Source organism: Rhodomicrobium udaipurense JA643, assembly GCF_000636015.1.
Lineage (GTDB): Bacteria > Pseudomonadota > Alphaproteobacteria > Rhizobiales > Rhodomicrobiaceae > Rhodomicrobium > Rhodomicrobium udaipurense.
This window is the reverse complement of record NZ_JFZJ01000024.1, coordinates 1-22617: the sequence shown is the minus strand read 5'-3', so window position 1 is coordinate 22617 and position 22617 is coordinate 1. Positions and strand designations below refer to the sequence as shown.

Below are 22617 nucleotides of genomic sequence, written 5' to 3'. Positions count from 1 at the left end.
CTCCCAACCGAAACTGATCCGCAATCTAAGCGCTGCGAGCCGTTGCCCGGCGCGAACATGTTCTCGAATGACTGCGTGCCGCGTCTGATTCACGGCGCGCTGGTTCAGTGTCGCGGCTTCTCATAAACGGCGATCATCGGTCCAAGCCCGAACAGCACATTGCCGCTGCGCGTGCCGGGTACGAACAACGCGGGCGCGGTGCCTCCGTCGAGAAACAGCGCGTTCCTGCATTTCAGCCCGTCGCGAAACAGTCGCATGAATGTGTCGAATGGCACGCTGCCCTCCGAGATCGCGAAAACGACGGTCTTGTCGCCGCGAACGCAGACGCCGTCGCGCGGTTTCGCAGAGACGTTGGCCTTCGCGATTCGCGGATGCAACTTGCCGTCGATCACCAGCATAGGCCCCGATTGCGTCGCGAAACTCGCCTTCGGCTTCTTCTTGAGGAAGGCGCCAGTTTCCATCACCCCCGCTTCACCTTCCCCGAAATAAAAAATGCCGTTCGGCCTGAGGTGGAAATTGCCGGGGCCGGGCCGCGTGTTGGCGCGCACGAGTTCGCGGCCGTTCTCGACATGGAGACCTACAGGCTTGTAGTCCGGGTGGAACATGCCGCCATTCAGGGCGAAGACGAGCCGTCCGCCGCGCTCGTCGGCTTTGGGCAGCGCGCTCAGATAGGTATAGGGGCTGCCGTCGGGCTTCTGCCAGAACAGCCTTACCGCGAAGCGGTCGAGCGAAGCCTCGCACAGCGTATAGCCGTTGCCCTCGAAAGCGTACGGCTTGCACGGTTGCGCCGCTGCTTCACTTGAGCCACAGAACGCCGCCATCGCGATGAAAGCAGTAGCGCGGAGCATGATCTTTCTCACTCTGTTCCTAGGAAACGAAGATTGATTCGATGCGGAGGTTTACTCCGGGGCGTTTCTTGAGGCGGGCGGGCTACGGGCACAGAACCTTGGCTTGTCCGACTCCGATATCGGCTTTGGGCATCTCGCCGGCGGCGACGGGATGGGCTTTCGGCGGGCGGAGCGGGACTATGCCAGACTATGGGAACAGCCAGGCGCAGGGTCAAGTCCGTGCTCGCGCGCGCAAGCTTCCGATTGCGAGACGGCGCGCATTCGGCCAATCATCGTTTCGTAACCGCTCGAATGCGAATTTCAGCGACTCCCTGAGGAATGCCGCCTTGTCGTTCAATGTCCGGGCCAGAGCCGCCAAACTTGCATTCGCCAGGCAGCGGAAGCGGTACACGCCGCTTCATGTGCTTGTGTGCGTGTGGAAGTCGATCGCGGCGGACAATGTCAGCCTGCTCGCCGCCGGTGTCGCGTTCTATGCGCTGCTCGCGATTTTCCCGGGCCTCGTGTTCTTCGTCGCGGTTTTCGGGCTGCTCGCGGAGACGGGGCAGGTGCAGAATTTTCTGCTCACGCTGAAGGACGTGCTGCCGACGGAAGCGTGGGAGGCGATCAACGCGCAAGTCGAGGTGCTCGTCCGCCAGAATACGACATCTCTTTCCCTCGCCACGATGATCTCGCTCGGCCTTGCCTTTATCAACGCCCGGCTTGGCGTCTACGCGCTGATGAGTGCGCTCAATGGCGTCTACAGACGAACCGAAACGCGAAGTTTTGCGCACACGAACAGCCTCGCGATCCTGTTCACACTCGGCGCGCTTGCCGTGCTCGCCTTCAATATCCTCGTGGTCGCGGCAGTTCCCGGCATCTTCCGCCTCGTCGGGATATCGGAATTCACCAACGCGGTGCTGCATTATGCGCGATGGCCAGCGCTTGCCATTATCGTGGCGTTGAGCCTCGCGGTGGTGTATCGGTACGGACCGGATCGGAAAGACGCGCATTGGCGATGGGTTTCGCTTGGTTCGCTTGCGGCAACAGCGCTCTGGCTTGCGGCATCAACGGGCTTTTCATGGTACGTGTCCGCGTTTAATTCATACGACCGGATCTACGGCTCGTTCGGAGCCGTCGTTATTCTGCTCTACTGGCTCTGGCTGACAGCTTTTGCCGCACTCATGGGAGCAGAACTGGACATGCAAATTCAGACCGCGCTAGAAGAACGCCAATGACCCGCCCAGTTTATCCTTTTTCCGCCATCGTAGGACAAGACGAGCTCAAGCTTGCCTTGATCATCTCCGCTATCGATCCTTCGATTGGCGGCGTCCTGGCTTTCGGTGATCGCGGAACCGGCAAGTCGACCACGGTTCGGGCGCTTGCCGCACTGCTTCCCCCGGTTCGCGCCGTGCGCGATTGCCGCTTCAACTGCGATCCCGACGGGTCCAACCTGTGCGAGGAATGCCGTGAGAAGCTGCGCGAAGGCGAGAAACTCGTCGCGCGCTTCATCCGCGTGCCGGTGGTCGACCTGCCGCTCGGTGCGACGGAAGATCGCGTCGTGGGCGCGCTCGACCTCGAAAAGGCGCTGACGCGCGGCGAGAAAGCGTTCGAGACGGGGCTTCTGGCCCGCGCCAATCGCGGCTTCCTCTATATCGACGAAGTGAACCTCCTCGAAGACTTCCTCGTGGACCTGCTGCTCGACGTGGCGGCTTCCGGCGAGAACGTCGTCGAGCGCGAGGGCATGAGCCTGCGCCATCCCGCGCGCTTCGTGCTTATCGGTTCCGGTAACCCGGAAGAGGGCGAGCTTCGCCCGCAGCTTCTCGACCGCTTCGGCCTGTCCGTCGAGGTGCGCACGCCGCAGGATCTGGCGTCGCGCATCGAGGTCGTTCGCCGCCGCGACGGCTTCGAGCGCGATCCGCATGGCTTCGCGGCCGCGTGGCGCGGTGAAAACCGCAAGCTCCGCCGCAAGGTGGCGATCGCGCGCGCCCGCGTCAACCTCATCGCCGTGCCGGATTCGATCCTCGAAGATTCGGCCAAGCTCTGCCTCGCTCTCGGCACCGATGGCCTGCGCGGCGAACTTACGCTGATGCGTGCCGCCCGCGCGCTCGCCGCATATGAGGGCGCGGAAACCGTGACGCAAAAGCATCTCAAATCCATCGCGCCGTCCGCCCTGCGCCATCGCCTGCGCCGCGATCCGCTCGACGAGGCGGGTTCGTCGGTGCGCGTCGACATGGCGCTTGAGAAAGCATTCAGCGCATGATGAACGGCGGCGGCGAGGCGGAAGAACGCTCGCTGTGGGAAGAAGCCGTCATGGCGGCTTCCCTGTTCGCCGTCGACCCGGTGGGGCTTGGCGGTATCGCCGTCGCCTCGAAATACGGGCCGGTGCGCGACAGCTGGATGGACTTCCTGAGAAGCATCGTGCCGGGCTGGGCGCCGTTCCGCAAACTGCCGCTCTACGCGGCGGACGAGCGGCTGTTCGGTGGCCTTGACCTCGCGGCGACGCTCGCGCGTGGCAAGCCGGTCGCCGAGCGCGGTCTTCTCGCGGAAATGGATCGCGGCTTCCTCGTCATCCCGTCCGCCGAGCGCATGGAATCGGGGCTAGCCTCGCGGCTCGGCCTCGTGATCGACGCGGGCGCGGTGCATGTGGAGCGCGAGGCGGCTTCGCTGATGCATCCCGCGCGCTTCGGCGTGATCGCGCTCGACGAGAGCGAGGCTGGCGACGATGAAACGCCACCCGCCGCGCTTCTGGAGCGCCTTGGCTTTCGCATCGACCTTACAGACGTGACGTGGCGCGATGTCGGCCTGTCCGATACGACGCTTGAAGAGATCGAGGCGGCGCAGGCGCGTCTGCGGAGCGTCGTCGTGCCCGATAACATCATCGCGGGGCTTGTCTCCGCGGCGGTGTCGTTCGGCATCCAGACGCTGCGCGCGCCCGTGTTCGCCGTCCGCGCCGCCCGCGCTTCGGCCGCGCTTGCTGGCCGCGACGAAGCCAACGAGGAAGACGCAGGGCTTGCCGCGATGTTCGTGCTCGCGCCTCGCGCGACGCGCATGCCCGAGCCGATGGAAGATCAGGCTCCGCCCGAGCCACCTCCGCCGGAGCCGCAGGACGACAAGGACGAGGAAGGCAAGGGCGGCGGCGAGAGCGGCGAGAACGAGACCGCGCCCGACGACGACAAGGCGCTTACCGACATGATCATTGCGGCAGCCGCTGCCGCAATGCCGAAGGAAATGCTGGTGAAGGCCGCCGCGAAGCCGTTTCGCGTGCCGCCATCCGCGCCCATGGGCAAAGCCGGGGCCGAACGCACGAATGCCGCGCGCGGCCGTCCGGCGGGCGTTCGCCGTGGCATGCCCAAGCCCGGATCGCCGTTGAGCCTTCTCGAAACGCTGCGGGCCGCCGCACCGTGGCAAAAAATTCGCAAATCGATGCTCGATAAGGCGATGCTCGATAAGGCGGTCGGTCCGCGTGGACGCCTCGACAAGATTGAGGTCCGGAGCGACGACTTCCGCATCAAGCGGCTGAAGGCGCGCTCGCAAACCGCAACCATTTTCGCCGTCGACGCGTCCGGCTCCGCCGCGATGCAGCGCCTCGCCGAAACGAAGGGTGCGGTCGAGCTTCTGCTCGCCGAATGCTACATCCGCCGCGATCAGGTGGCGCTCGTCGCCTTTCGTGGCACGCGGGCGCAGATTCTCCTGCCGCCGACACGGTCGCTGACGCGCGCCAAGAAAAGCCTCGCGGCGCTCGCGGGCGGCGGCGGCACACCGCTCGCTTCGGGCATCGACGCGGCGGGCGCGCTGGCGCTCAACATCCGCCGTCGCGGCATCTCGCCCCTCGTCGTGTTCTTAACCGACGGGAAAGCCAATATCGCGGCAGACGGGAAGCCGGGCCGCGAACGCGCTCAAAATGACGCGAACACAGCCGGTCGGCGCTTGCGCGCGGAGGGTATCGCCACGATCTTGGTAGATACATCTCCGAGGCCGCAGGTGCAGGCTGAGAAGCTTGCCCAGGAGATGGCGGCGCGTTATGTGCCGATGCCCTACGCGAACGCGGCCGCAATATCGAAGGCTGCGAAAATGGCTGCTAAGGGATGACAGCGTTGAAATGGGAACGGGACGGCCTTGACTGGCCGAACCGTGCCACGAGTCGATTTGTGTCCGCCGGCGGGCTGCGCTGGCATGTGCAGGAAATGGGTAGCGGGCCGACCGTGCTTCTGCTGCACGGCACGGGGGCTTCCACGCATTCGTGGCGGCATTTCATGCCGATCCTCGCAAAACGCTTCCGCGTGATCGCGCCGGACCTGCCCGGACACGGCTTCACCGAAGCGCCGCGCACCTCGTCGCTGCTCACGCTGCCGCATATGGCGCAGGCGATAGCAACCTTGCTCGGCACGCTTCACGTCAAGCCCGATCTCGCCATCGGCCATTCCGCAGGCTCGGCGATCCTGTGCCGCATGGCGCTCGACGGCAAGCTCGGTGCTCAAGCGATCATCAGCCTGAACGGCGCCTTTCTCCCGTTCCCCGGCATCGCCTCGCAACTCTTCCCCATGATCGCGCGCGCACTGTTCGTGAACCCGTTCGTGCCCGGCTATTTCGCCTGGAAGGCCCGCGACAAGGTCACCGTCCGCAGGCTGATCGAAGGCACAGGCTCTCATATCGATGCGGAGGGCCTCGTCCAGTATGGGCTTCTTCTGGGAAACTCGACGCATATTGCATCCGCGCTCGGCATGATGGCGAACTGGGATCTGCAATCCCTGTCGAGCGACCTGCCGAAACTCAAGACGAAGCTGACGCTCATCGCGTGCACCGAAGACAAGGCCGTGCCGAGCCGGGTTGCGTTCAAGGTTTACAACATGGTCCCCGGCTCCAAGGTCATCCTCCTGCGCCACATGGGCCACCTTGCCCACGAGGAAAAGCCGCAGGAAGTCGTCGCTATCGTCTTTGCCGAAGCCGAAAGATACGGGATACTCGCGAAGGACGAACACCCGGTCGAACCGCAACCCGCCGCAGAATAGCGGGCACGATTCGCGAATCATCCAACCTGAAGGAGACGACCCATGGGAGTGGAAGCGGAGCTTCTTCTGGTTCTCGGCGTTCTCGCCTTCGCGGTCTATGAACTCATCAAGACGCGGCGGGCGTTGCGAAAATCCCGTGAGGAAAAGCCGCCGCCGAAGGGCGAATAGCGCTATGGACCGCGCCCGGTGCCGTTATTCCGTCTCATTATAAACCGATTTTGAGGGCCGACCTCGAAACCCCTCATCGAAAGTCATGCTTCGAGGGTTGCGTTTCGACACCCATTGAGAAACCTTGTCCCAAATCGGCCAGATCGAGCCCGCCGAACCGACGAAGCCGCTCATAGCCAAAACGCCAGGACACGACATTGCAGGCATCTGACATGCTGAAATCGGATATCGTTCGCCGGATCTCGCTGCGCGATGCGTCGCGTGCGCTGCTGGCTACCTGCCTCGCCGTTCTGTTGGCGTACCCGGCCGATGCGCGCGCGGCGCCGAACCAGAGCAAGGCCCCGGTCCGGTCAGAGAGCTTCGGCAGCAATTCGCTCCTCGGAAGCTATCTGGCGGGGCATGTGGCGCGGTCCGCCCGCGACAGCGAAAACGCGGCGCTGTACTACCGGCGCGCGCTCCAGAAAGACCCGGCGAATTCCGATATCCTTGACGATGCGTTCCAGCTCGAACTGGCCTCGGGCGAGTTCGCATCGGCGAAGACGCTCGCGCTTCGGCTCATCAAGCGTCCGGGCGAGGCGGCCATCGCCTACGATTTTCTTGGCCTCGACGCGTTCAAGCGCAAGGATTACGCGAAAGCCGACGAGTATTTCCGCCTGGCCGCGAAAGGCACATCGCCCGAAGAGCCGACGATGAAGCTCGCCCGCGCCTGGGTCGCGGTGGCGCAGGGCCAGTCCGACCGCGCCATCGCGACGCTCTCCGAGCCGAGCAAGGCGGCCTGGGCCACGCATTTCGAAACCGTGCAGCGCGCCTTCGTCGCGGATGTGGCGAAAAAGAAGGCTGCGGCGACCGAAGCATATAAGGCGGTTTACGAGAAGAAGCCGACAAACATGCGCATCGCGGAGGGCTATGCCCGCCACCTCGCGGTGTGGGGTGATAAGCAGCAGGCGCTCGCCGTGCTGAAGGAAAGCGGCGCCGAGGATACGCCGCTCGGCTCGGCGCTGATGGCGGACCTGAAGGCCGGCAAGACGCCGAAGCTCATGGTTTCGACCGTGGATGAGGGGCTTGCCGAAACATTCCTCGGTATCGGGCAGGTGCTGGCGTCGAACAATGGCGTCGATGCCGCGCAAATATATCTCCGCCTCGCGCTGTACCTCAACCCGGCCTCGGACATCGCCAAGCTTGAACTGGCTGAAATCTACGGCAATCTCGAACAGTACCATAAGGCCGTGTCGGTTCTCGATGCGATCCGCGAGGCGTCGCCGTTCCGGCTGAACGCGCAGGTTCGCAAGGCGCTCTATCTCAACGCTTTGCAAAAGACTGACGAAGCGACGGCTCTGCTGACGGCGCTTTCCGAAAAGCACCCGAAGGAAGAGTCCGTTCTTCAGACGCTGGCCTCCATCGACAGCGCCGCGAAGCGCTATGACGCAGCGATCCCCTATTACACGCGCGTGATCGAGCTGGTCGGCGAGCCGGAAAAGCGCCATTGGACGCTGTTCTATCAGCGCGGCATCGCCTATGAGCGCACCAAGCAATGGGCCAAGGCGGAGGCCGATTTCAAGCGGGCGCTCGATCTCGATCCCGAGCAGGGCGCGGTGCTCAATTACCTCGGCTATTCCTGGCTCGACCAGAACATCAACATTCCCGAGGCGTTCGACCTTATCAAGAAGGCGGTCCGCCTGAAGCCGAACGACGGCTACATCATCGATAGTCTCGGCTGGGGCTACTATATCCAGAAGGACTACGTGCAGGCGGTGAAGCATCTCGACAAGGCGGTGGAGCTTCGGCCCGAAGACCCGACGCTGAACGATCATCTCGGCGATGTTTACTGGCGGCTTGGGCGCAAGCTCGAAGCTAAGTTCCAATGGACGCAGGCATTGAGCCTCAATCCCGAGCCGGACGACGTGGTCAAGATCAAGAAGAAGCTCGAAGCCGGGCTTCCCGACGAAGCGGGGGCGCACGCCGAGTTGCAGACGCAGCCGGAGGCGGTCCCCGCAGTAGCGCCCGAGCCGCAACCTCAGGCTACGGCAAACCCATAAGGCGAAAGCCTTGGATGCGGCACGGTGCGCCTCGCGCTCGCCGGAGTCGACAATCGCGGCGAGGCCGCTTAGACATGGAATGCCAGCGTTGTGTCTAGCGGTTTCCGGCGGCGGCGCGCCCGAGTAGTCGGGCATTGCTGGCGGTGGCGGAGCGTGTGAAGCCGCCATCAAACGAACACCGCAAGACACAGTCGCTGAAGCCCACGACATCCGCAGAGTAAGCCAAGGTTGCCATGACTCACTCTTCCGAAGCCGACATCATCCAGGCTACCGCCCATGAGGATACCTGGCCTGTGACGATCCGGGAGCGCGCCCGCGCGAAGGTTAACTTGACGCTTCACGTCAAGGGCAAGCGCCCGGACGGCTACCACGAGCTTGAAAGCCTCGTTGTGTTCGCCAACGACGTGGCCGACGAGCTGGAATTCAGCCCGGATATCGACGACCGTTTGGAGATCGACGGTGCTTTCGCGCCGCTTCTCGAAGGCGACAACCTCATCCTGAAGGCCAAGCGCGCGGTCGCTGAATGGTTCGACATGGACATTCACGGCCATTTCCGGCTGCTCAAGAACATCCCCGTCGCGGCGGGCCTCGGCGGCGGATCGTCGGACGCGGCCGCGACAATACGCGCGCTCGTTGCGATCTACGGCGAGAACCGCAAAGCCCATGAGTTCATCGAAGCGAGCAAGGAGATCGGCGCGGACGTACCCGTGTGCCTTTACGGTCGGGCGGCATGGATGTGCGGGTTGGGCGAACGAATCACGCCGGTGACGCGCCTCGCGCCGCTGCCTGCGATCCTCGTCAATCCGCGCATAAAGCTATCCACCGCCGATGTTTTCCGCACACTTGCGGCCAAGCCCCTGGAGCCGGGTGCGGAAAACGCCCCGTTCTCGGTATCGACGGATTGGGATTCGCCCGAAAGCGCGGCCGCGTGCCTCGCCCATGGCCGCAACGACCTCGAAGGCCCGGCGGTCGCGCTGGAGCCGCAGGTAGCGCGGGTGCTCGATACCGTGCGATCGCTCGACGGCTGCGTGCTCTCGCGCCTGTCGGGCAGCGGGCCGACGTGCTTCGGTGTGTTCGCTACGGCTGAAAAGGCGAAGACGGCGGCTGGCGCGCTGGCGGCCGCTCACCCGAACTGGTGGGTCGCGGCGACAATTCTGGCGTAGGCGCTGGCGTTCGCCTATCGCGCGAAGGCGAGTCGCGGCGCTCAACTTTGGCGTCCACTTTTGCGGCAAGAGAGCCGTCCGAGTTAGGTTGCACCGCAGCCGATCGGTGATCGTATCCGGCTCCGAGTGAGGCACCCTTTGCGAGGCCCGCAGACGAAAACACAGCCAGACGGCCTAGCCGCCCGGCCTGAGAACCCGCCGGGCGGGGCAGGGCGGTCATCGGTCCTGATTCGTTTCGCCGGGCTTGCGGTCGTCGTCGATGGCTCCGGCGCTGCGTATCTGCCCGATCATGCGATGCTGATCGTTTCCGACCTCCATCTCGAAAAAGGATCGGGCGCTGCCGCGCGTGGTCGCCTCGTGCCTGCGCTCGACAGCCACGACACGCTTGCCCGGCTCCGGCGCGCGGTCGAGGCGTGGCGTCCCCGGTGCGTCGTCTGCCTCGGCGACAGCTTTCACGACGGCGCGGCGGGCTCACGCATGGCTGAGGCGGACCGCGAGGCGCTGGCCTCGCTCTGCGCGCTGGCGGAGGAATGGATCTGGATTGGCGGCAACCATGATCCGCACGCGCCGGACTTCTGCGAAGGCGCGCGACTGCCGGAACTTCGCCTTGACGGCATCATATTGCGCCATGAGCCGGGCAAAGACCACAAGCCGGGCACGGAACGCGCTACGCCCGAAATCGTCGGGCATTTCCATCCGAAGGCGCGTCTCAAGGGCGGCTACGGCCTTTCCGGGCCGTGCTTCTGCGCGTCCGACGATCTGATGATTCTGCCTGCCTTCGGTGCTTACACTGGCGGGTTATCCTGCTCGGCACCAGTTCTGCGCGCGCTACACAGAACTGAGCCGCGCCTGTTCATGCTGCATGGCGGGAAAGTCTGGCGCGTGGCGTGAGCGCGGAACCGTCGTTTTGGGATAACCTAAGCAACCCGGTTTTCAGCGCGCTGGAATTTTTCCGCTGGCACGATCGAGCAGTGTACAAACGTTTCGGATGAATGGCTAGGATCCCGTAGGACGGCCGCGAATGCCAGCCTCGCCCTCGCCCGCAATGCGACGGATAGCGTGCGCTTCGCGCCGTCACGCTCGCCTCAGGCGATCAGTCCGTCTCGTGGAAGCCAGCCTCGATCAGCGCGGTGAGGGCTTCGAGCGCCTCTTCGGCCTCAGGCCCTTCCGTCTCGATGGAAAGAATCGTGCCCGGACCGGCGCCCAGCATCATCAGCCCCATGATCGAACTGCCGCACACTTTCTGATCGTCCTTGAGGACTGTCACCTCGGCGTCGAATTTTTCGGCCGCTTTCACGAAGGCAGCCGAGGCGCGAGCGTGGAGCCCACGCTTGTTCACGATGGTCACCTCGGCAAGGCACTGATAGATGCCGTCCGCACCGAGAGTTCGCGGTTTTTGCCGTGCCGAGGTCTTTGGCATTGTCATGCGAGGCCGATTCCAGGTGCTTACTGCGCGTTGAGCACAAGGCTCGCGACGTGAATATACTTTCGACCGGCTTCCTGCGCCTGTTTGAGCGCGTCCGCAAGTGCAACTTCTTCACGAATTCGCGCAAGCTTGACGAGCATCGGAAGGTTCACGCCCGCGATCACCTCGACAGAACCTGCTTCCATCACCGAAATCGCGAGGTTGGACGGCGTTCCGCCGAACATGTCGGTCAGGATGATGACGCCATCTCCGCTCTCGACCTTTTTGGCAGCGGCGAGGATCGCATTCCTGCGTTCTTCCATATCGTCGTTGGGCGCGATCGAAATCGTCGCGGTCTGCTGCTGCGGCCCGACCACATGCTCAAGCGCGGAGACAAATTCCCTTGCCAAGTTGCCGTGCGTTACAATCACAAGGCCAATCATCGATTTTCCGGAGGCTCGCGCGGTCTATACCCAGTCGCTTCATTGTGAAGCGCAACGATTTAACGTTCAAGCTCTATATATATTCCAAAGTGGGACAAAAGCGTTATCCACCATCCCCGTCGAAGCGCCCTAGCATTGCAAGCGCGAGTTTCATCGGCGCGGATGATTCAAACGGGTCGAGCGCAATCCGGCGTATGCGGACGCCCAGCACGTCCTCCCATTCGATTGTATCGGGAAAGCGCGGCAGTTCGCTTCTGGCGGCGAGGTCGACGAGAAGCCGCAGATGCGCGTCTCCTTCGATCCAGGGCGGCGGGAGATTGGCGATGCCGAGGGTGCGCACTTCGATCTTCCCCGTAATGGTGTCGGGGCAGGTCACGCGGATTCCCGCGTCGGTGCGACGAAGACGCGCGCCATCGTCGGCGACGAACCGGGGCTGAGCGCCGAGCGTGTCCTTCGGCAGAAACAGGAAACGAAGCGCGAGGTCCGATTTGCCCGCGCCTGAGTCGCCGCGAAGGAGCGCCGCGGCTCCGCCGAGCGCAACGCATGTCCCGTGAACGACGATCCCATCCATAGCGCGCCTCATCCGAGCGGGCAGGCGGGCAGGCGGATCACCACGCGCGCCCCCCAGCTGTAGCGTTCCTTGACCCCGCAGGCGAAAGCCTCCTCCCGCGTCGGGACCGGAGTTCGCGCTGCAGCGCCGCCCCATGCCGGCCTGTTCGGGTTGAGCGGCTTTGGCGATGTCCGGTTCTCCGCCCAGATATGCCCGCCATGGGCCTTCACGATCTGCTGCGAGATGTTGAGTCCGAGTCCGGAATTTTGCCCGAACGATTCGGGTCGGTCGGTGTAGAAGCGCTCGAAGATCTTTTCGAGGTTCTCGTCGCGGATGCCGGGGCCCTCGTCCTCGACACTGATCTCGATCTCGTCCTTTTTCGGTAGCCGACGCGCGCTGACATAAATCGAGCCCTTCTTCGGCGAGAAGGAAATTGCGTTGTCGAGAAGGTTCGCGATCACCTGGCTCAAGCGGCTGTCGTTGCCGTTCGCGATGAAGCGGCGGGTCTCGGCGAAGTCCTCTTCGGTCACGCATCCCTCGACGTTGAGCACGATGCCGATGCCGCTTTCCCGTCGAACCTCCCGCTGAATTTCGCACAGCATTTTGAGCAGCTTGGCCAGATCGACGGGCTTCGCCATCTCGCGCGCGAGTTCCGCATCGAGCCGGGAGGCGTCGGAAATGTCGGTGATGAGGCGGTCGAGACGGCGCACATCGTGCTTGATGATCTCGACGAGCTTGTCGCGATCTTCGTCGTTTTTCACCCTCGGCAGAAGGCTTGCCGCGTTTCTGAGCGAGGTCAGCGGATTTTTCAGCTCGTGCGAGACGTCCGCGGCGAAGCTCTCGATCGCGTCGAGCCGGGAGTAAAGCGCGTTCGTCATGTCGCGGAAGGCGCGCGACAGATGGCCGATCTCGTCCGGGCGGTCGCTGAAGTCGGGGATCTGCTCGCGGTTCTTGATGTTGCGGCGGACGCGCTCGGCCGCGACGGCGAGGCGGCGCATCGGCTCGGCGATGGTGCTGGCGAGGAGCAGCGACAGGATCGCCGTCACGAAGGCGACGAGCGCCGCCACCTCGACGATCTGAAGCCGGTCGCGGGCGATCATGTCGTCGATGTCGCCGCCCTGCGCCGTCAGCAGGAGCGCGCCGAGCGTGGCGGAATCGCGCTGGATCGGCACGGCGATGGAAATGACGATGTCGCCGGCCTCGGTCACGCGAATGAGCGGCGCGAGACTGCCCGCGAGCGCAACGCGCACCTCCTCGTAAGACTTTCCGTCCGCTCCGAACTCCTTGTAGATCGGAAGATCGGATGTCCAGAATTGCCCGCGAAGCCAGGCCCATATCGTGTTGAACAAGCCGGGCTCGCCCTGCGTCGCCCCGCCGTCGGCCGCGCGGCTGGTGGGCGCGCGCGTGTACAGGTTCAGACTGTCGGAAATGAGCGTGCCGTAGGGGTCGAAAACACGCGCCCGCGTCTTCGTCGGCCCCACGAGATCGCGAAGCATCGGCGAGACCACCTCCGGATCGACACGGAACGACAGGTCGGGATTGGAAAGCCCCGAGGATGGCACGGCAAGCCTGTCGCCCGCACGCGAGCCATCGGCGTCGCCCCCGTTCTTGCTCGTCTGCGCGATGGCCGTGGCGATGATCTGCGCCTGCGTCGTGAGGTTTTCGACGCGCGTGCCGATGAACTTCACGCGATACTGGTTCAGATACAGGATGCCGCTCACCAGAACGGCCACGCCGATGATGTTGATGACGATGATGCGGCGGGTGATGCTGTTGAAGCGGTAGCGGCTGAAGAGATGCCGCCCGGCGCGCAGCAAACGCAGGCGTAGCGCGCGGCCCGGCCGCCTTACGCTCGTCGCTTCCCACCACCGGGACATATCGACCATTTTCAACCCGGGTCCGGATGATTTGACGCGGCGGGAATACGTCTCTCTCGCCGCGTCCTGTTGCCGGAGCAAACTCTCATCTTTTCAGAACGGCTGCAACGCCGCGCGCTACTCCTTGAACCGATAACCCACACCGTACAGCGTTTCGATGACATCGAAATTGTTATCGGCAACCTTGAACTTCTTTCGGAGGCGCTTGATGTGGCTGTCGATTGTGCGGTCGTCGACATAGACCTGATCGTCGTAAGCGGCATCCATCAGCGCGTCGCGACTCTTCACAACGCCGGGGCGCGTCGCGAGCGCCTGAAGGATCAGGAACTCCGTCACGGTGAGCGTGACCTGCTTGCCGTCCCATATGCACGTGTGGCGTTCGGGATCGAGCTTCAGCTTGCCGCGCTCGATGATCTTCGACGAGTCCTCCACCTGCGCCTGAGCCTCGCGGGGCGCACTGCGACGCAGGATAGCGCGGACACGCTCGACCACGAGGCGCTGGGAGAACGGTTTGCGGATGAAATCGTCCGCGCCCATCTTGAGGCCGAACAGCTCGTCGATTTCCTCATCCTTCGAGGTGAGGAAAATCACGGGCATTTCGGTTTTCTGACGCAGGCGGCGCAAAAGCTCCATTCCGTCCATGCGCGGCATCTTGATATCCAGAATCGCGAGATCCGGCGGATCGTTCGTGATTCCGTCAAACGCGGAAACGCCATCCGTATAGGCAAGGATCTTGTATCCTTCCGCCTCCAGAAGCATCCGCAGCGAGGTCAGGATGTTACGGTCGTCATCGACGAGGGCGATTGTAGGCATCAGCGATCCAAGGTTGCTTTCTGGTTCCGATTATAGTTTCTGTTGCCGAAATACCTCTATGCAGAAAAAAAACATAAAGCGCAACCAACCCACCGGTCCATGATGGCGGAATTGCGGAGCTTCAGTCAATTTTCCATTTAACGTTTCGTTAACGTCATTAACGGCTCGTCATTGGCAAAAAGTAGCAGTCAAGCTTTTTTGAGCGATTCGCCCCGCGTTAGTTTGACCGCTTGCGGAGCGGAGAAATTGAGCGAAGTACAAGCCATATGAGCGGCAGGCTGCTACCGTTCGCGCGTTCAGGTGTTATCCTGACCCACGTTTTTTCGCGAGCCGCTCGCTTTGTGATTCAACCTTCATGCCCTGGAGATGAAAGTGCCTTCCTCAGATACCTCTACACCTTGCAATCAACTGGCGGCGCCAGATCTCCAACGGGCATTGCTTCATAACGGGTCGGTGGCCGCTCTTTACGAACAGGCGATTCGCCGCGGCGAAGGTCAGGTGACGTCCACGGGCGCATTTGCCACCGTGACGGGGCTGCATACCGGTCGATCCGCCGCCGACAAATTCGTCGTTCGCAACGCCGAGACGGAAGGCACCGTCTGGTGGGACAACTCGAAGGCGATCTCGACCGAGCAGTTCGATGTTCTCCACAAGGATTTTCTGGCTCACGCAGCCGAGAAAAATCTTTTCGTGCAGGATCTGTTCGGCGGCGCCTCCGAATCACACCGCGTTTCGGTCCGCGTTTTCGCGGAGTATGCCTGGCACGCGCTGTTCATCGATCACCTGCTGATCAACCCGACGCCGGACCAGCTTCGCACCTTCACGCCAAAGCTCACGATCATCGATCTGCCGAGCTTCAAGGCCGATCCGGCGCGTCACGGCGTGCGCAGTGAAACGGTCATCGCTTGCGACTTTACGCGCGGCCTGATCCTTATCGGCGGCACGTCCTATGCGGGCGAAATCAAGAAGTCCGTCTTCTCCTACCTCAACTACGTGCTGCCGCCGGAAGACGTGCTGCCGATGCACTGCTCCGTCAGCGAGGGCAGCGCGGGCGATGCGGCCGTATTCTTCGGCCTGTCCGGCACGGGCAAGACAACGCTTTCCACCGATCCGCTGCGCACCCTCATCGGCGACGACGAGCATGGCTGGTCGAAGAAGGGCCTCTACAATTTCGAAGGCGGTTGCTACGCGAAGGTCATCAAGCTTTCGGCCGAGAACGAGCCCGGCATCTATCATGCCGTGTCTCAGTGGGCGGCCGTGCTCGAAAATGTCGTGCTCGACAAGAACACACACGCTCCGAACTACGCCAGCGACGCGCTGACCGAGAACACGCGCGGCGCCTATCCCATCTCCTATGTTCCCGGCGCGAGCCTTGAAGGCATCGCCGGCCAGCCGAAGAACATCCTTATGCTCACGGCGGACGCTTTCGGCGTGCTGCCGCCCATCTCGAAGCTGACGCCCGGCCAGGCCGTCTATCACTTCCTCTCAGGCTACACCGCGAAAGTGGCGGGCACCGAGAAGGGCGTGACGGAGCCGACCGCGACGTTCTCCACCTGCTTCGGCGCGCCGTTCATGTCGCGTCATCCCACCGTCTATGGCGACATGCTGCGCAAGCTCATCGCCGAGTACAAGGTCAATTGCTGGCTCGTGAACACGGGTTGGACGGGCGGAAAATACGGCGTCGGCAAGCGCATGTCGCTGCCGGCGACGCGCGCGCTCGTGAACCTCGCGCTTTCGGGCGGCTTCGACGCCATCCAGTTCGAGCAGGATCCGGTGTTCGGCCTTCTCGTTCCGACCGAAGCGCCGGGTGTCGACACGCGCATTCTCAATCCGCGCGAAACCTGGGCCGACAAGGCCGAATATGACGCGACCGCGAAAAAGCTCGTCGCGATGTTCGCTGAGAACTTCAAGAAGTTCCAGCCGCTCGTCGAGGCCGACGTGTCCATGATCGCGCCCGCGCTCAAGGCCGCCGAGTAACAGGTGCGAGCGCCGCTCTGGCGCTCGCCTAAAAGTTCACGCCCCGCGACTGGCCTTGGCCTTCGCGGGGTTTTTTGTGGGCGCGATGCGCCGCGCGGTTTGCCGTACGGGGCTTGCAGCACACCTGCGCGGCCTCATCTCGCCAGCTTTCGTTACAATCCACACCGTTGCTTTCGGCCGAGTTCCCGCCTAAGCGTTTTTCGAGCGAAACGGAATGCCGTCTCGCGTTGTAAAACGCGCCACATCGAGGGGCGAGCGCCTTTCGATAAAACGCGGAATGCTCCAACACGGCTGGAAAGCGGGAAGCCGTTTCCCGCAGGCATCAACAAAGGACGAGATCGCCCGCGATTCGACCTCGTGCTGTGATCTTCGCAAACGCATGGAAGCGATCCCGGTCAGCGTTCCCCGTGCCGAAAGCGACGCCTCGCGGCTAGCCGCCGTCGACGCGGCCGTCGCGCGCGGATTGCGTGCCCTCGCTTTTCGCCGCTATGCGGCCGCGCTTGCGCTCGCGCTCCTTTGCACCGTGCTTTTCCTGCCCGGCATCGCGTCACTTCCCGTTACCGACCGCGACGAGGCGCGCTTCGCGCAGGCCACGAAGCAGATGCTGGAGACGGGCGACTTCGTCGACATCCACTTCCAGCAGGAGACGCGCTACAAAAAGCCCGTCGGCATCTACTGGCTGCAATCGGCGGCGGTGACGGCGGCTGAAAGCGCAGGCGCGACGCTCACCGACATCTGGGCCTATCGCATCCCGTCGTTTCTTGGCGCGCTCGGCGCGGTGCTGCTGACGTTTTGGGCGGCACGGGGCATCTTCGGGCGAGAGACGGCGCTTGTAGCGTCGGCGCTGTTCGCAACCTGCCTCACGATGTCGTTCGAGGCGCGCATCGCGAAGTCTGACGCGGCGCTCATCGCCGCCATCATGCTGGCCCAAGGCGCGCTGTTCCGTCTCTATATGGCGCGCGATCCGGCCCGCACAGGCTGGCTCGCGGCGCTGTTCTGGATCGGGCTTGGCGTCGGCATCCTCATCAAGGGACCGGTCGCGCCCGCGCTCTCATTCATCACCGCAGCCGTGGTGCTGATTTTCGACAGCCGCCGCGCGTGGCTCAAGAACCTGCACTGGAAATGGGGCGTGCCGCTCCTTCTGCTGCTGACGCTCCCGTGGTTCATCGCCATCGGCGTCTCCTCTGGCGGCGCGTTTTTCAAGGCATCGCTCGGGCAGGACTTCGCGGGGAAGCTCGCAAGCGGTCAGGAAAAGCACTGGGGGCCGCCCGGCTTCTACTTTATCGCATTCTGGTGGACCTTCTGGCCCGCCGTCCTGTTCGCGACGGGCGGCGCTGTTGCTTGGCTGTGGCGGCAAAGGCGTGTTTCGCGTCGCGTCCTGTTCCTGCTGGCGTGGATCGTGCCGTGGTGGCTCATCATCGAGGCGATCCCCACGAAGCTGCCGCACTATGCCCTGCCGCTGTATCCCGCCATCGCCATGGCCGCCGCATTCGCCTTCCGCGAGGCGGCGCAGAGGGTGTCACGCGCGCGACTGAGCGCCGTTTTGTGGTCTTTCCTCGCGACCGCGCAGATCGTGCTGCTACTCGGGCTTTCATGGATCGCCGAAGCGGAAAACCTTCCGCTGCTCGTCGCCATTCTTGTCACGCTTGCGGCAGCCTCGGTTTTCACGGCTGCGTCCGCGTGGGGAAGCTATTCCCGCGCGGCGTTGGCGGGTGCGGTGGTCTCGGCCGCGTTGTTCTACACAGCGGCGTTTCGTGTAGCGCTGCCGGGGCTGGAGCCGATCTGGATCACGAAGAGCGCCACGGCGGCCGCCGAGCGCCTAGCCGGATGCGGAGAAGCGCCCGTCGCGTTCGGAGGCATCAGCGAGCCGAGCCTCGTCTTCATGAACGGCACCCGCACGATCCTCGGCAGCGTCCCCGGCTCGGCCGAAGCGCTTGCGTCGGGCGCCGCGCGACTGGCCTTCGTCAACGGCAGCAAGCGCGACGTTTTCGAAAAGGTTTTCGAGGATAAGGCCGGAGCGGCGCCGCGCTTCCTCGGTTGCGTGGACGGCGTCAATATCAACGGACGCGGGCCGACGCGCCTCATCGTCTTCGCGCGGCCGGAGGCTGCGGCGCTTCCAGCCTGCGTGCCGGTCCCCGAAACCGAATGCCGCGACAAAGAGGTCGTGCGCTGGCGGCGGCTGTTCGATACGAAATTTTGATCTTCCGCCCGTTTTTTGTTATCTTCATATTTGGTTAAGATTTTTACGAGTTCTTTTCCGGGTAGGTTCCATGAAACCGCTTATTGCCGCCGCATGCCTTTGTCTTTCCGCCGCAGCCTTCAACCCCGTCCCCGCCGCTTCCATCCCGCTTCAGTCCGCGCCCGCTCCGACAGCCTCGCAACCGCTCATGACGGTCGGCTGCAGCTATTATTATTATGTCGAGTGCGAGCACAGCACGTGGCGCAGCCATCATCGCTGGGGCTCGCGCGCTGAATATCCGTCGCGCTGGCGCAGCCACTTCCGCTGGGGCTCCTACGCGGGCGACGACCCGTGGCACAGCCGCGCGCGCAGCCACTATCGTCCCGGCTCATACCATCGCTACTGGGCTCCGCGTTACGACGATTGGGAGTGATCGCGTCTCGTCCCACATGGCGGGCTTCGTCAAACTTCGCTACAATTTTCACGAAACCGCCATTGTTCGAACGCAACCGCGCCCCCCAACGGGGGCACCTTTCCCCTCCAAGCAGGAGCCGGTGCCGGTTCGCTTTCTCCGACCCCCCAATGCCCAGAGCCCTCTGGCACCGGTGCCTGCTTGGCCCTTACGCCTTTCCCATAGCGAAAAGCGCTGCCGATGCTTAGGTTTCAGGCATCGATTCGGCAGGCTCGCACGGGAGACGGCATGAGCGAAGACACCGACACCGGCATATTCACCGGCAAAAGCGTTAAGCCGGAATATCTCAATTTCAAATTCGCCAACCGGCACGGCCTCATCACGGGCGCGACCGGCACCGGCAAGACCGTGACGCTGCAAATCCTCGCGGAAGGATTTTCGCGCGCGGGCGTCCCGGTCTTCGCCGCCGACATCAAGGGCGACCTCTCCGGCATCGCGGCAGCAGGCGAGCCGAAGCCGTTTCTGGAAAAGCGCGCGAAGGAAATCGACCTCGACAACTACACCTTCGAGGCGTTCCCGACGATCTTCTGGGACTTGTTCGGCGAGCAGGGGACACCGATCCGCGCCTCCATCGGCTCGCTCGGGCCGATGCTGCTGTCGCAGCTCATGGAACTGAACGAGACGCAGGAAGGCGTGCTGACCATCGCGTTCCGGCTCGCCTCCGACGAGGGCCTGCCGCTCAACGATCTCAGCGATCTGCGCTCCGTTATCGCGCTTGTCTCGGAGCGCGCGCAGGAGCTGTCACAGCAATACGGCAATGTGTCGAAGACGTCAGTCGGCGCCATTCAGCGCAGCCTTCTGGTGCTGGATGAACAGAAGGCAGAGCTGTTTTTCGGCAAGCCGCAACTCGACATCGAAGACTTCATGCGGCAAGCGCCCGATGGGCGCGGTTTCATCAGCGTGCTCGCCGCCGATAAGCTGATGTCGACGCCCCGTCTTTACTCGACGTTCCTTCTCTGGCTGATGACGGAGCTTTTCGACAAGCTCCCCGAAGTTGGCGATATCGAAAAGCCGAAGCTCGTCTTCTTCTTTGACGAGGCGCATCTTCTGTTCAACGAAGCGCCCAAGGCGCTGCTTGAACGCATCGAGCAGGTGACACGCCTCATTCGCTCGAAGGGCGTCGGCGTCTTTTACATCACGCAAAACCCGCTCGACGTGCCGGATCGCGTGTCGAGTCAACTCGGCAATCGCGTGCAGCATGGGCTTCGCGCCTTCAGCCCGCGCGAGCAAAGGGCCGTGCGCGCCGCCGCCGAAACGTTCCGCGCGAACCCGGCTTTCAACGCCGAGAAGGCGATCCTTGAACTCGGCACGGGCGAGGCGCTCGTCTCGTTCCTTGAGGGCAAGGGCGAGCCGTCCATCGTGCAGCGGACGCTGATTCGTCCGCCGTCGTCGCGTCTTGGGCCGGTCACGCCGGAAGAGCGCAAGGCCGTGATAGAGGCGAGCCCCATCGCCGGAAAATATGACGAGGAAGAAACCAGCGCCGCGCCAGCGAACGGCGGCAAAGCGCGCCGCCGCAACGACGCGCGCGCGGGCCAGGCGCGCAAAGATGACGACTACGAATGGGCGGGCGAGTTCCGCATCCCGAAGAAGCCCGGGTCGCCGGACGAGCCGTTGCCGCGCGAGGACGATCCCGAGCCCGAACCGCAGCCGAAGGGGCGCGGGCGTGGCGGCGGATACAGTCGCCAGACCTACGGCGAGGCGTTCGGCAAGTCGCTGCTGCGCTCGCTCGGCTCGGCGGCGGGGCGCATTCTTGAGCGCGTGCTGAGGCCGAAATAACCCACCTTACCAATTTCTCATTTGGGATCGTGGCGACAATCACCAGTTTTCTCGGATGCGCGCTTCGGCAGCTTGACTTTGCCGCCGAAGTGGTTACGTTCATGATTCGTTCTGTGATTTTTCGGGTGGCGTGGTGATGGTTACGGGGATCAGAAGTTCCTTGCGATTGGCTTGTATCGCGATGTGCGCGGCGGCGATCGGGGGCGCGCATGCGCAAGGCGACCGCAGCGCGCGGCCGGGCGACTTCGATTATTATGTGTTGACGCTGAACTGGTCGCCGACCTACTGCGCGGGGCGTGAGGACAGCGGCAATGATCGCGGCCGGTCTTCACGTTACGACGAAGAGGCCGATACCGGAGGCGGATACCGTTTTTTCAACGACCGGCGCAACGGCCGCAGCAGTGGCTCCGATGAGCAGTGCAACGGCTCGCGGCCCTATGCATTCGTGCTCCACGGCTTGTGGCCGCAATACGAGCGGCGAGGCTGGCCGGAATCGTGCCGGACGGATTACCGCCCATGGGTTCCGAACGAACTCATCGACCGCATGCTCGATATCATGCCAAGCCGTCAACTTGTCATCCACGAATACAAGAAGCACGGCACATGTTCGGGGATGGACCCGCGCGGATATTTTGCCGCCGCTCGCAAGGCTTACAACAGCATCCGCATTCCCGACGAATTTCAGGATCTGACCAAGCCGCTGCGCGTGGGGCCGGAGGAGGTTCGACGCGCCTTCCTGGAAGTGAACCGCAACCTGACGCCAGACATGGTGCAGATCGTCTGTTCGCGGAACAGGTTGCAGGAAGTTCGCGTCTGCATGAGCAAGGATTTGCAGCCGCGTCCCTGTGCGGAAAGCCGCAGACTCTGCAATTACGACACCGTTACCATGCCGCCGATTCGCGGGGGTGGGCAGGGTCCGCGGGGCGGGCCTACGCAGCGCGGCGACCGGTTGTAGGGCGCGCGCCGGCCCAGGAAGAAGCGCCGAGGCCTCGGTTCACGTATGGGCCTGCAACGGCAGGCCCGTCGAACTCCGGTGAACTTTCCGATCGCCGCCTGCTCCGCAGCTTTCTGTCAGATCCGCTGACCGGGGGAGTCGCCGGTTGTAATGCGCCGAGACTCGGGTGACAGCAATCGCCAGCTTTCTCTTTTTTACGAACCAGCCTAAGCCCTGAGCATGCCGCGCTACAAGATTACAATCGAATATGACGGGACGCCGTTTTCGGGCTGGCAGATGCAGGCGAACGGCCATTCGGTGCAAGACCAACTCGCGCGCGCTATCGAGCGGTTCACTGGCGTGCGCGCCATCCCGCGCGGGGCGGGACGAACAGATGCTGGCGTGCATGCGCGCGGGCAGGTGGCGCATGTCGACCTTGAGCGCCCCTGGCCAACCGAGACCGTTCGTAATGCGCTGAATTTTCATCTTCGTCCGGCTCCGGTGGTCATTCTCGCCTGCGAACAGGTGGACCAGACCTTCGACGCCCGCTTTTCAGCCAAGGCGCGGCATTATCTCTATCGCATCGTCGCGCGCCGCTCGCCCCTCGCGCTCGACCGGGACCGCGCGTGGCAGATCGGCGTCCCGCTCGATGCCGAAGCCATGCAGGAAGGCGCGCGCCATCTCCTCGGCCATCACGACTTCACAACCTTCCGCGCCTCACAATGCCAGGCGAAATCGCCGCTGCGCACTCTCGACACGCTCACCGTCCGGAGCGAAGGCGAAAACGTGTTCATCGCCACGAGCGCGCGATCATTCCTTCACAATCAAGTGCGCTCGATGGCGGGCAGCCTCAAGCTTGTGGGCGAAGGGAAGTGGAAGCCGGAAAGGATGCGTGAGGCACTTGAGGCGCGCGATCGTAGGGCATGCGGTTTGGTCGCGCCCGCCTGCGGTCTGTATTTCATGGCTGTGGATTATTGAGTGGGGTCGA

The 22617-nt window shown here is 63.4% G+C and carries 20 protein-coding genes; 14 read left to right on the top strand and 6 right to left on the bottom strand.

Annotation, left to right across the window (positions count from 1 at the left end; all coding sequences use genetic code 11):
• Positions 1–104 precede the first annotated feature (104 nt).
• Positions 105–848 carry a phosphodiester glycosidase family protein gene (locus tag T281_RS05790; RefSeq protein WP_052037116.1) on the bottom strand — a complete coding sequence of 248 codons (744 nt, stop codon included), beginning with the start codon at positions 846–848 and terminating at the stop codon, positions 105–107.
• A 326-nt stretch (positions 849–1174) separates the two neighbouring features.
• Here T281_RS05790 and T281_RS05785 point away from each other — a divergent pair, with 326 nt between their 5' ends.
• The 8 genes from T281_RS05785 to pdeM all read left to right on the top strand — a co-directional run bounded on the left by T281_RS05785 (position 1175) and on the right by pdeM (position 10094).
• Positions 1175–2062 (top strand): YihY/virulence factor BrkB family protein, encoded by an 888-nt coding sequence (locus T281_RS05785; protein WP_162173120.1) that lies wholly within the window; start codon positions 1175–1177, stop codon positions 2060–2062.
• The gene (gene bchI / locus T281_RS05780; RefSeq protein ID WP_037235589.1) at positions 2059–3087 is read left to right on the top strand and encodes a magnesium chelatase ATPase subunit I; all 1029 of its coding nucleotides are present in this window, start codon (positions 2059–2061) and stop codon (positions 3085–3087) included. The genes T281_RS05785 and bchI overlap by 4 nt, the downstream gene beginning before the upstream one ends.
• Entirely contained in the window at positions 3087–4916 is a 1830-nt protein-coding gene (locus T281_RS05775; RefSeq protein WP_052037122.1) for a magnesium chelatase subunit D, read from the top strand. Before bchI ends, T281_RS05775 begins: the two co-directional genes overlap by 1 nt.
• Positions 4913–5836 carry an alpha/beta fold hydrolase BchO gene (gene bchO, locus T281_RS05770; protein WP_037235586.1) on the top strand — a complete coding sequence of 308 codons (924 nt, stop codon included), beginning with the start codon at positions 4913–4915 and terminating at the stop codon, positions 5834–5836. The genes T281_RS05775 and bchO overlap by 4 nt, the downstream gene beginning before the upstream one ends.
• 42 nt (positions 5837–5878) lie before the next feature.
• On the top strand, positions 5879–6004 hold the full coding sequence (locus T281_RS19505; RefSeq protein ID WP_013418222.1) for a hypothetical protein: 126 nt from the start codon (positions 5879–5881) through the stop codon (positions 6002–6004).
• Positions 6005–6216: 212 nt separating this feature from the next.
• Positions 6217–8040 (top strand): tetratricopeptide repeat protein, encoded by a 1824-nt coding sequence (locus tag T281_RS05765; RefSeq protein WP_052037113.1) that lies wholly within the window; start codon positions 6217–6219, stop codon positions 8038–8040.
• Positions 8041–8273: 233 nt separating this feature from the next.
• Positions 8274–9203, top strand: a complete 930-nt coding sequence (locus T281_RS05760) for a 4-(cytidine 5'-diphospho)-2-C-methyl-D-erythritol kinase (RefSeq protein ID WP_052037111.1) — start codon at positions 8274–8276, stop codon at positions 9201–9203.
• 138 nt (positions 9204–9341) lie between these two features.
• A complete protein-coding gene (pdeM, locus tag T281_RS05755; RefSeq protein ID WP_162173119.1) occupies positions 9342–10094 on the top strand; it encodes a ligase-associated DNA damage response endonuclease PdeM in 753 nt (250 codons plus the stop codon).
• A 202-nt stretch (positions 10095–10296) separates the two neighbouring features.
• On the opposite strand, the gene T281_RS05750 is transcribed toward pdeM, so the two are convergent.
• The 5 genes from T281_RS05750 to T281_RS05730 all read right to left on the bottom strand — a co-directional run bounded on the left by T281_RS05750 (position 10297) and on the right by T281_RS05730 (position 14291).
• The gene (locus tag T281_RS05750) at positions 10297–10629 is read right to left on the bottom strand and encodes an HPr family phosphocarrier protein (RefSeq protein ID WP_013418335.1); all 333 of its coding nucleotides are present in this window, start codon (positions 10627–10629) and stop codon (positions 10297–10299) included.
• A 20-nt stretch (positions 10630–10649) separates the two neighbouring features.
• On the bottom strand, positions 10650–11051 hold the full coding sequence (locus tag T281_RS05745; RefSeq protein ID WP_013418336.1) for a PTS sugar transporter subunit IIA: 402 nt from the start codon (positions 11049–11051) through the stop codon (positions 10650–10652).
• 103 nt (positions 11052–11154) lie between these two features.
• Positions 11155–11622 (bottom strand): HPr kinase/phosphorylase, encoded by a 468-nt coding sequence (locus tag T281_RS05740; protein WP_037235572.1) that lies wholly within the window; start codon positions 11620–11622, stop codon positions 11155–11157.
• Positions 11623–11630: 8 nt separating this feature from the next.
• Entirely contained in the window at positions 11631–13487 is a 1857-nt protein-coding gene (locus T281_RS05735) for a sensor histidine kinase (RefSeq protein ID WP_052037109.1), read from the bottom strand.
• A 108-nt stretch (positions 13488–13595) separates the two neighbouring features.
• Positions 13596–14291, bottom strand: a complete 696-nt coding sequence (locus tag T281_RS05730; RefSeq protein ID WP_013418339.1) for a response regulator transcription factor — start codon at positions 14289–14291, stop codon at positions 13596–13598.
• Between the two features lie 366 nt (positions 14292–14657).
• On the opposite strand from T281_RS05730, the gene T281_RS05725 reads away from it, so the two are divergent.
• The 6 genes from T281_RS05725 to truA all read left to right on the top strand — a co-directional run bounded on the left by T281_RS05725 (position 14658) and on the right by truA (position 22607).
• Complete coding sequence (locus T281_RS05725; RefSeq protein WP_052037108.1) at positions 14658–16268, top strand: phosphoenolpyruvate carboxykinase; 1611 nt, start codon at positions 14658–14660, stop codon at positions 16266–16268.
• 277 nt (positions 16269–16545) lie between these two features.
• Positions 16546–18468: an ArnT family glycosyltransferase gene (locus tag T281_RS05720; RefSeq protein WP_052037106.1), complete on the top strand. Its 1923-nt coding sequence runs from the start codon at positions 16546–16548 to the stop codon at positions 18466–18468.
• A 70-nt stretch (positions 18469–18538) separates the two neighbouring features.
• Positions 18539–18880 carry a hypothetical protein gene (locus T281_RS05715; RefSeq protein ID WP_037235569.1) on the top strand — a complete coding sequence of 114 codons (342 nt, stop codon included), beginning with the start codon at positions 18539–18541 and terminating at the stop codon, positions 18878–18880.
• 267 nt (positions 18881–19147) lie between these two features.
• Positions 19148–20695: a helicase HerA-like domain-containing protein gene (locus tag T281_RS05710; RefSeq protein WP_037235566.1), complete on the top strand. Its 1548-nt coding sequence runs from the start codon at positions 19148–19150 to the stop codon at positions 20693–20695.
• A 166-nt stretch (positions 20696–20861) separates the two neighbouring features.
• A complete protein-coding gene (locus tag T281_RS05705; protein WP_245269164.1) occupies positions 20862–21650 on the top strand; it encodes a ribonuclease T2 family protein in 789 nt (262 codons plus the stop codon).
• A 219-nt stretch (positions 21651–21869) separates the two neighbouring features.
• Positions 21870–22607, top strand: coding sequence for a tRNA pseudouridine(38-40) synthase TruA (gene truA, locus T281_RS05700; RefSeq protein ID WP_037235564.1), 738 nt, complete (start codon positions 21870–21872; stop codon positions 22605–22607).
• The last annotated feature ends 10 nt before the right edge of the window (positions 22608–22617 follow it).

Coding starts and splice junctions, on each gene's coding strand:
- T281_RS05790 (WP_052037116.1), bottom strand. CDS start 848: ATGCTCCGCGCTACTGCTTTCATCGCGATGGCGGCGTTCTGTGGCTCA.
- bchI (WP_037235589.1), top strand. CDS start 2,059: ATGACCCGCCCAGTTTATCCTTTTTCCGCCATCGTAGGACAAGACGAG.
- T281_RS05775 (WP_052037122.1), top strand. CDS start 3,087: ATGAACGGCGGCGGCGAGGCGGAAGAACGCTCGCTGTGGGAAGAAGCC.
- bchO (WP_037235586.1), top strand. CDS start 4,913: ATGACAGCGTTGAAATGGGAACGGGACGGCCTTGACTGGCCGAACCGT.
- T281_RS19505 (WP_013418222.1), top strand. CDS start 5,879: ATGGGAGTGGAAGCGGAGCTTCTTCTGGTTCTCGGCGTTCTCGCCTTC.
- T281_RS05765 (WP_052037113.1), top strand. CDS start 6,217: ATGCTGAAATCGGATATCGTTCGCCGGATCTCGCTGCGCGATGCGTCG.
- T281_RS05760 (WP_052037111.1), top strand. CDS start 8,274: ATGACTCACTCTTCCGAAGCCGACATCATCCAGGCTACCGCCCATGAG.
- T281_RS05750 (WP_013418335.1), bottom strand. CDS start 10,629: ATGACAATGCCAAAGACCTCGGCACGGCAAAAACCGCGAACTCTCGGT.
- T281_RS05745 (WP_013418336.1), bottom strand. CDS start 11,051: ATGATTGGCCTTGTGATTGTAACGCACGGCAACTTGGCAAGGGAATTT.
- T281_RS05740 (WP_037235572.1), bottom strand. CDS start 11,622: ATGGATGGGATCGTCGTTCACGGGACATGCGTTGCGCTCGGCGGAGCC.
- T281_RS05735 (WP_052037109.1), bottom strand. CDS start 13,487: ATGGTCGATATGTCCCGGTGGTGGGAAGCGACGAGCGTAAGGCGGCCG.
- T281_RS05730 (WP_013418339.1), bottom strand. CDS start 14,291: ATGCCTACAATCGCCCTCGTCGATGACGACCGTAACATCCTGACCTCG.
- T281_RS05725 (WP_052037108.1), top strand. CDS start 14,658: ATGAAAGTGCCTTCCTCAGATACCTCTACACCTTGCAATCAACTGGCG.
- T281_RS05720 (WP_052037106.1), top strand. CDS start 16,546: ATGCTCCAACACGGCTGGAAAGCGGGAAGCCGTTTCCCGCAGGCATCA.
- T281_RS05715 (WP_037235569.1), top strand. CDS start 18,539: ATGAAACCGCTTATTGCCGCCGCATGCCTTTGTCTTTCCGCCGCAGCC.
- T281_RS05710 (WP_037235566.1), top strand. CDS start 19,148: ATGAGCGAAGACACCGACACCGGCATATTCACCGGCAAAAGCGTTAAG.
- truA (WP_037235564.1), top strand. CDS start 21,870: ATGCCGCGCTACAAGATTACAATCGAATATGACGGGACGCCGTTTTCG.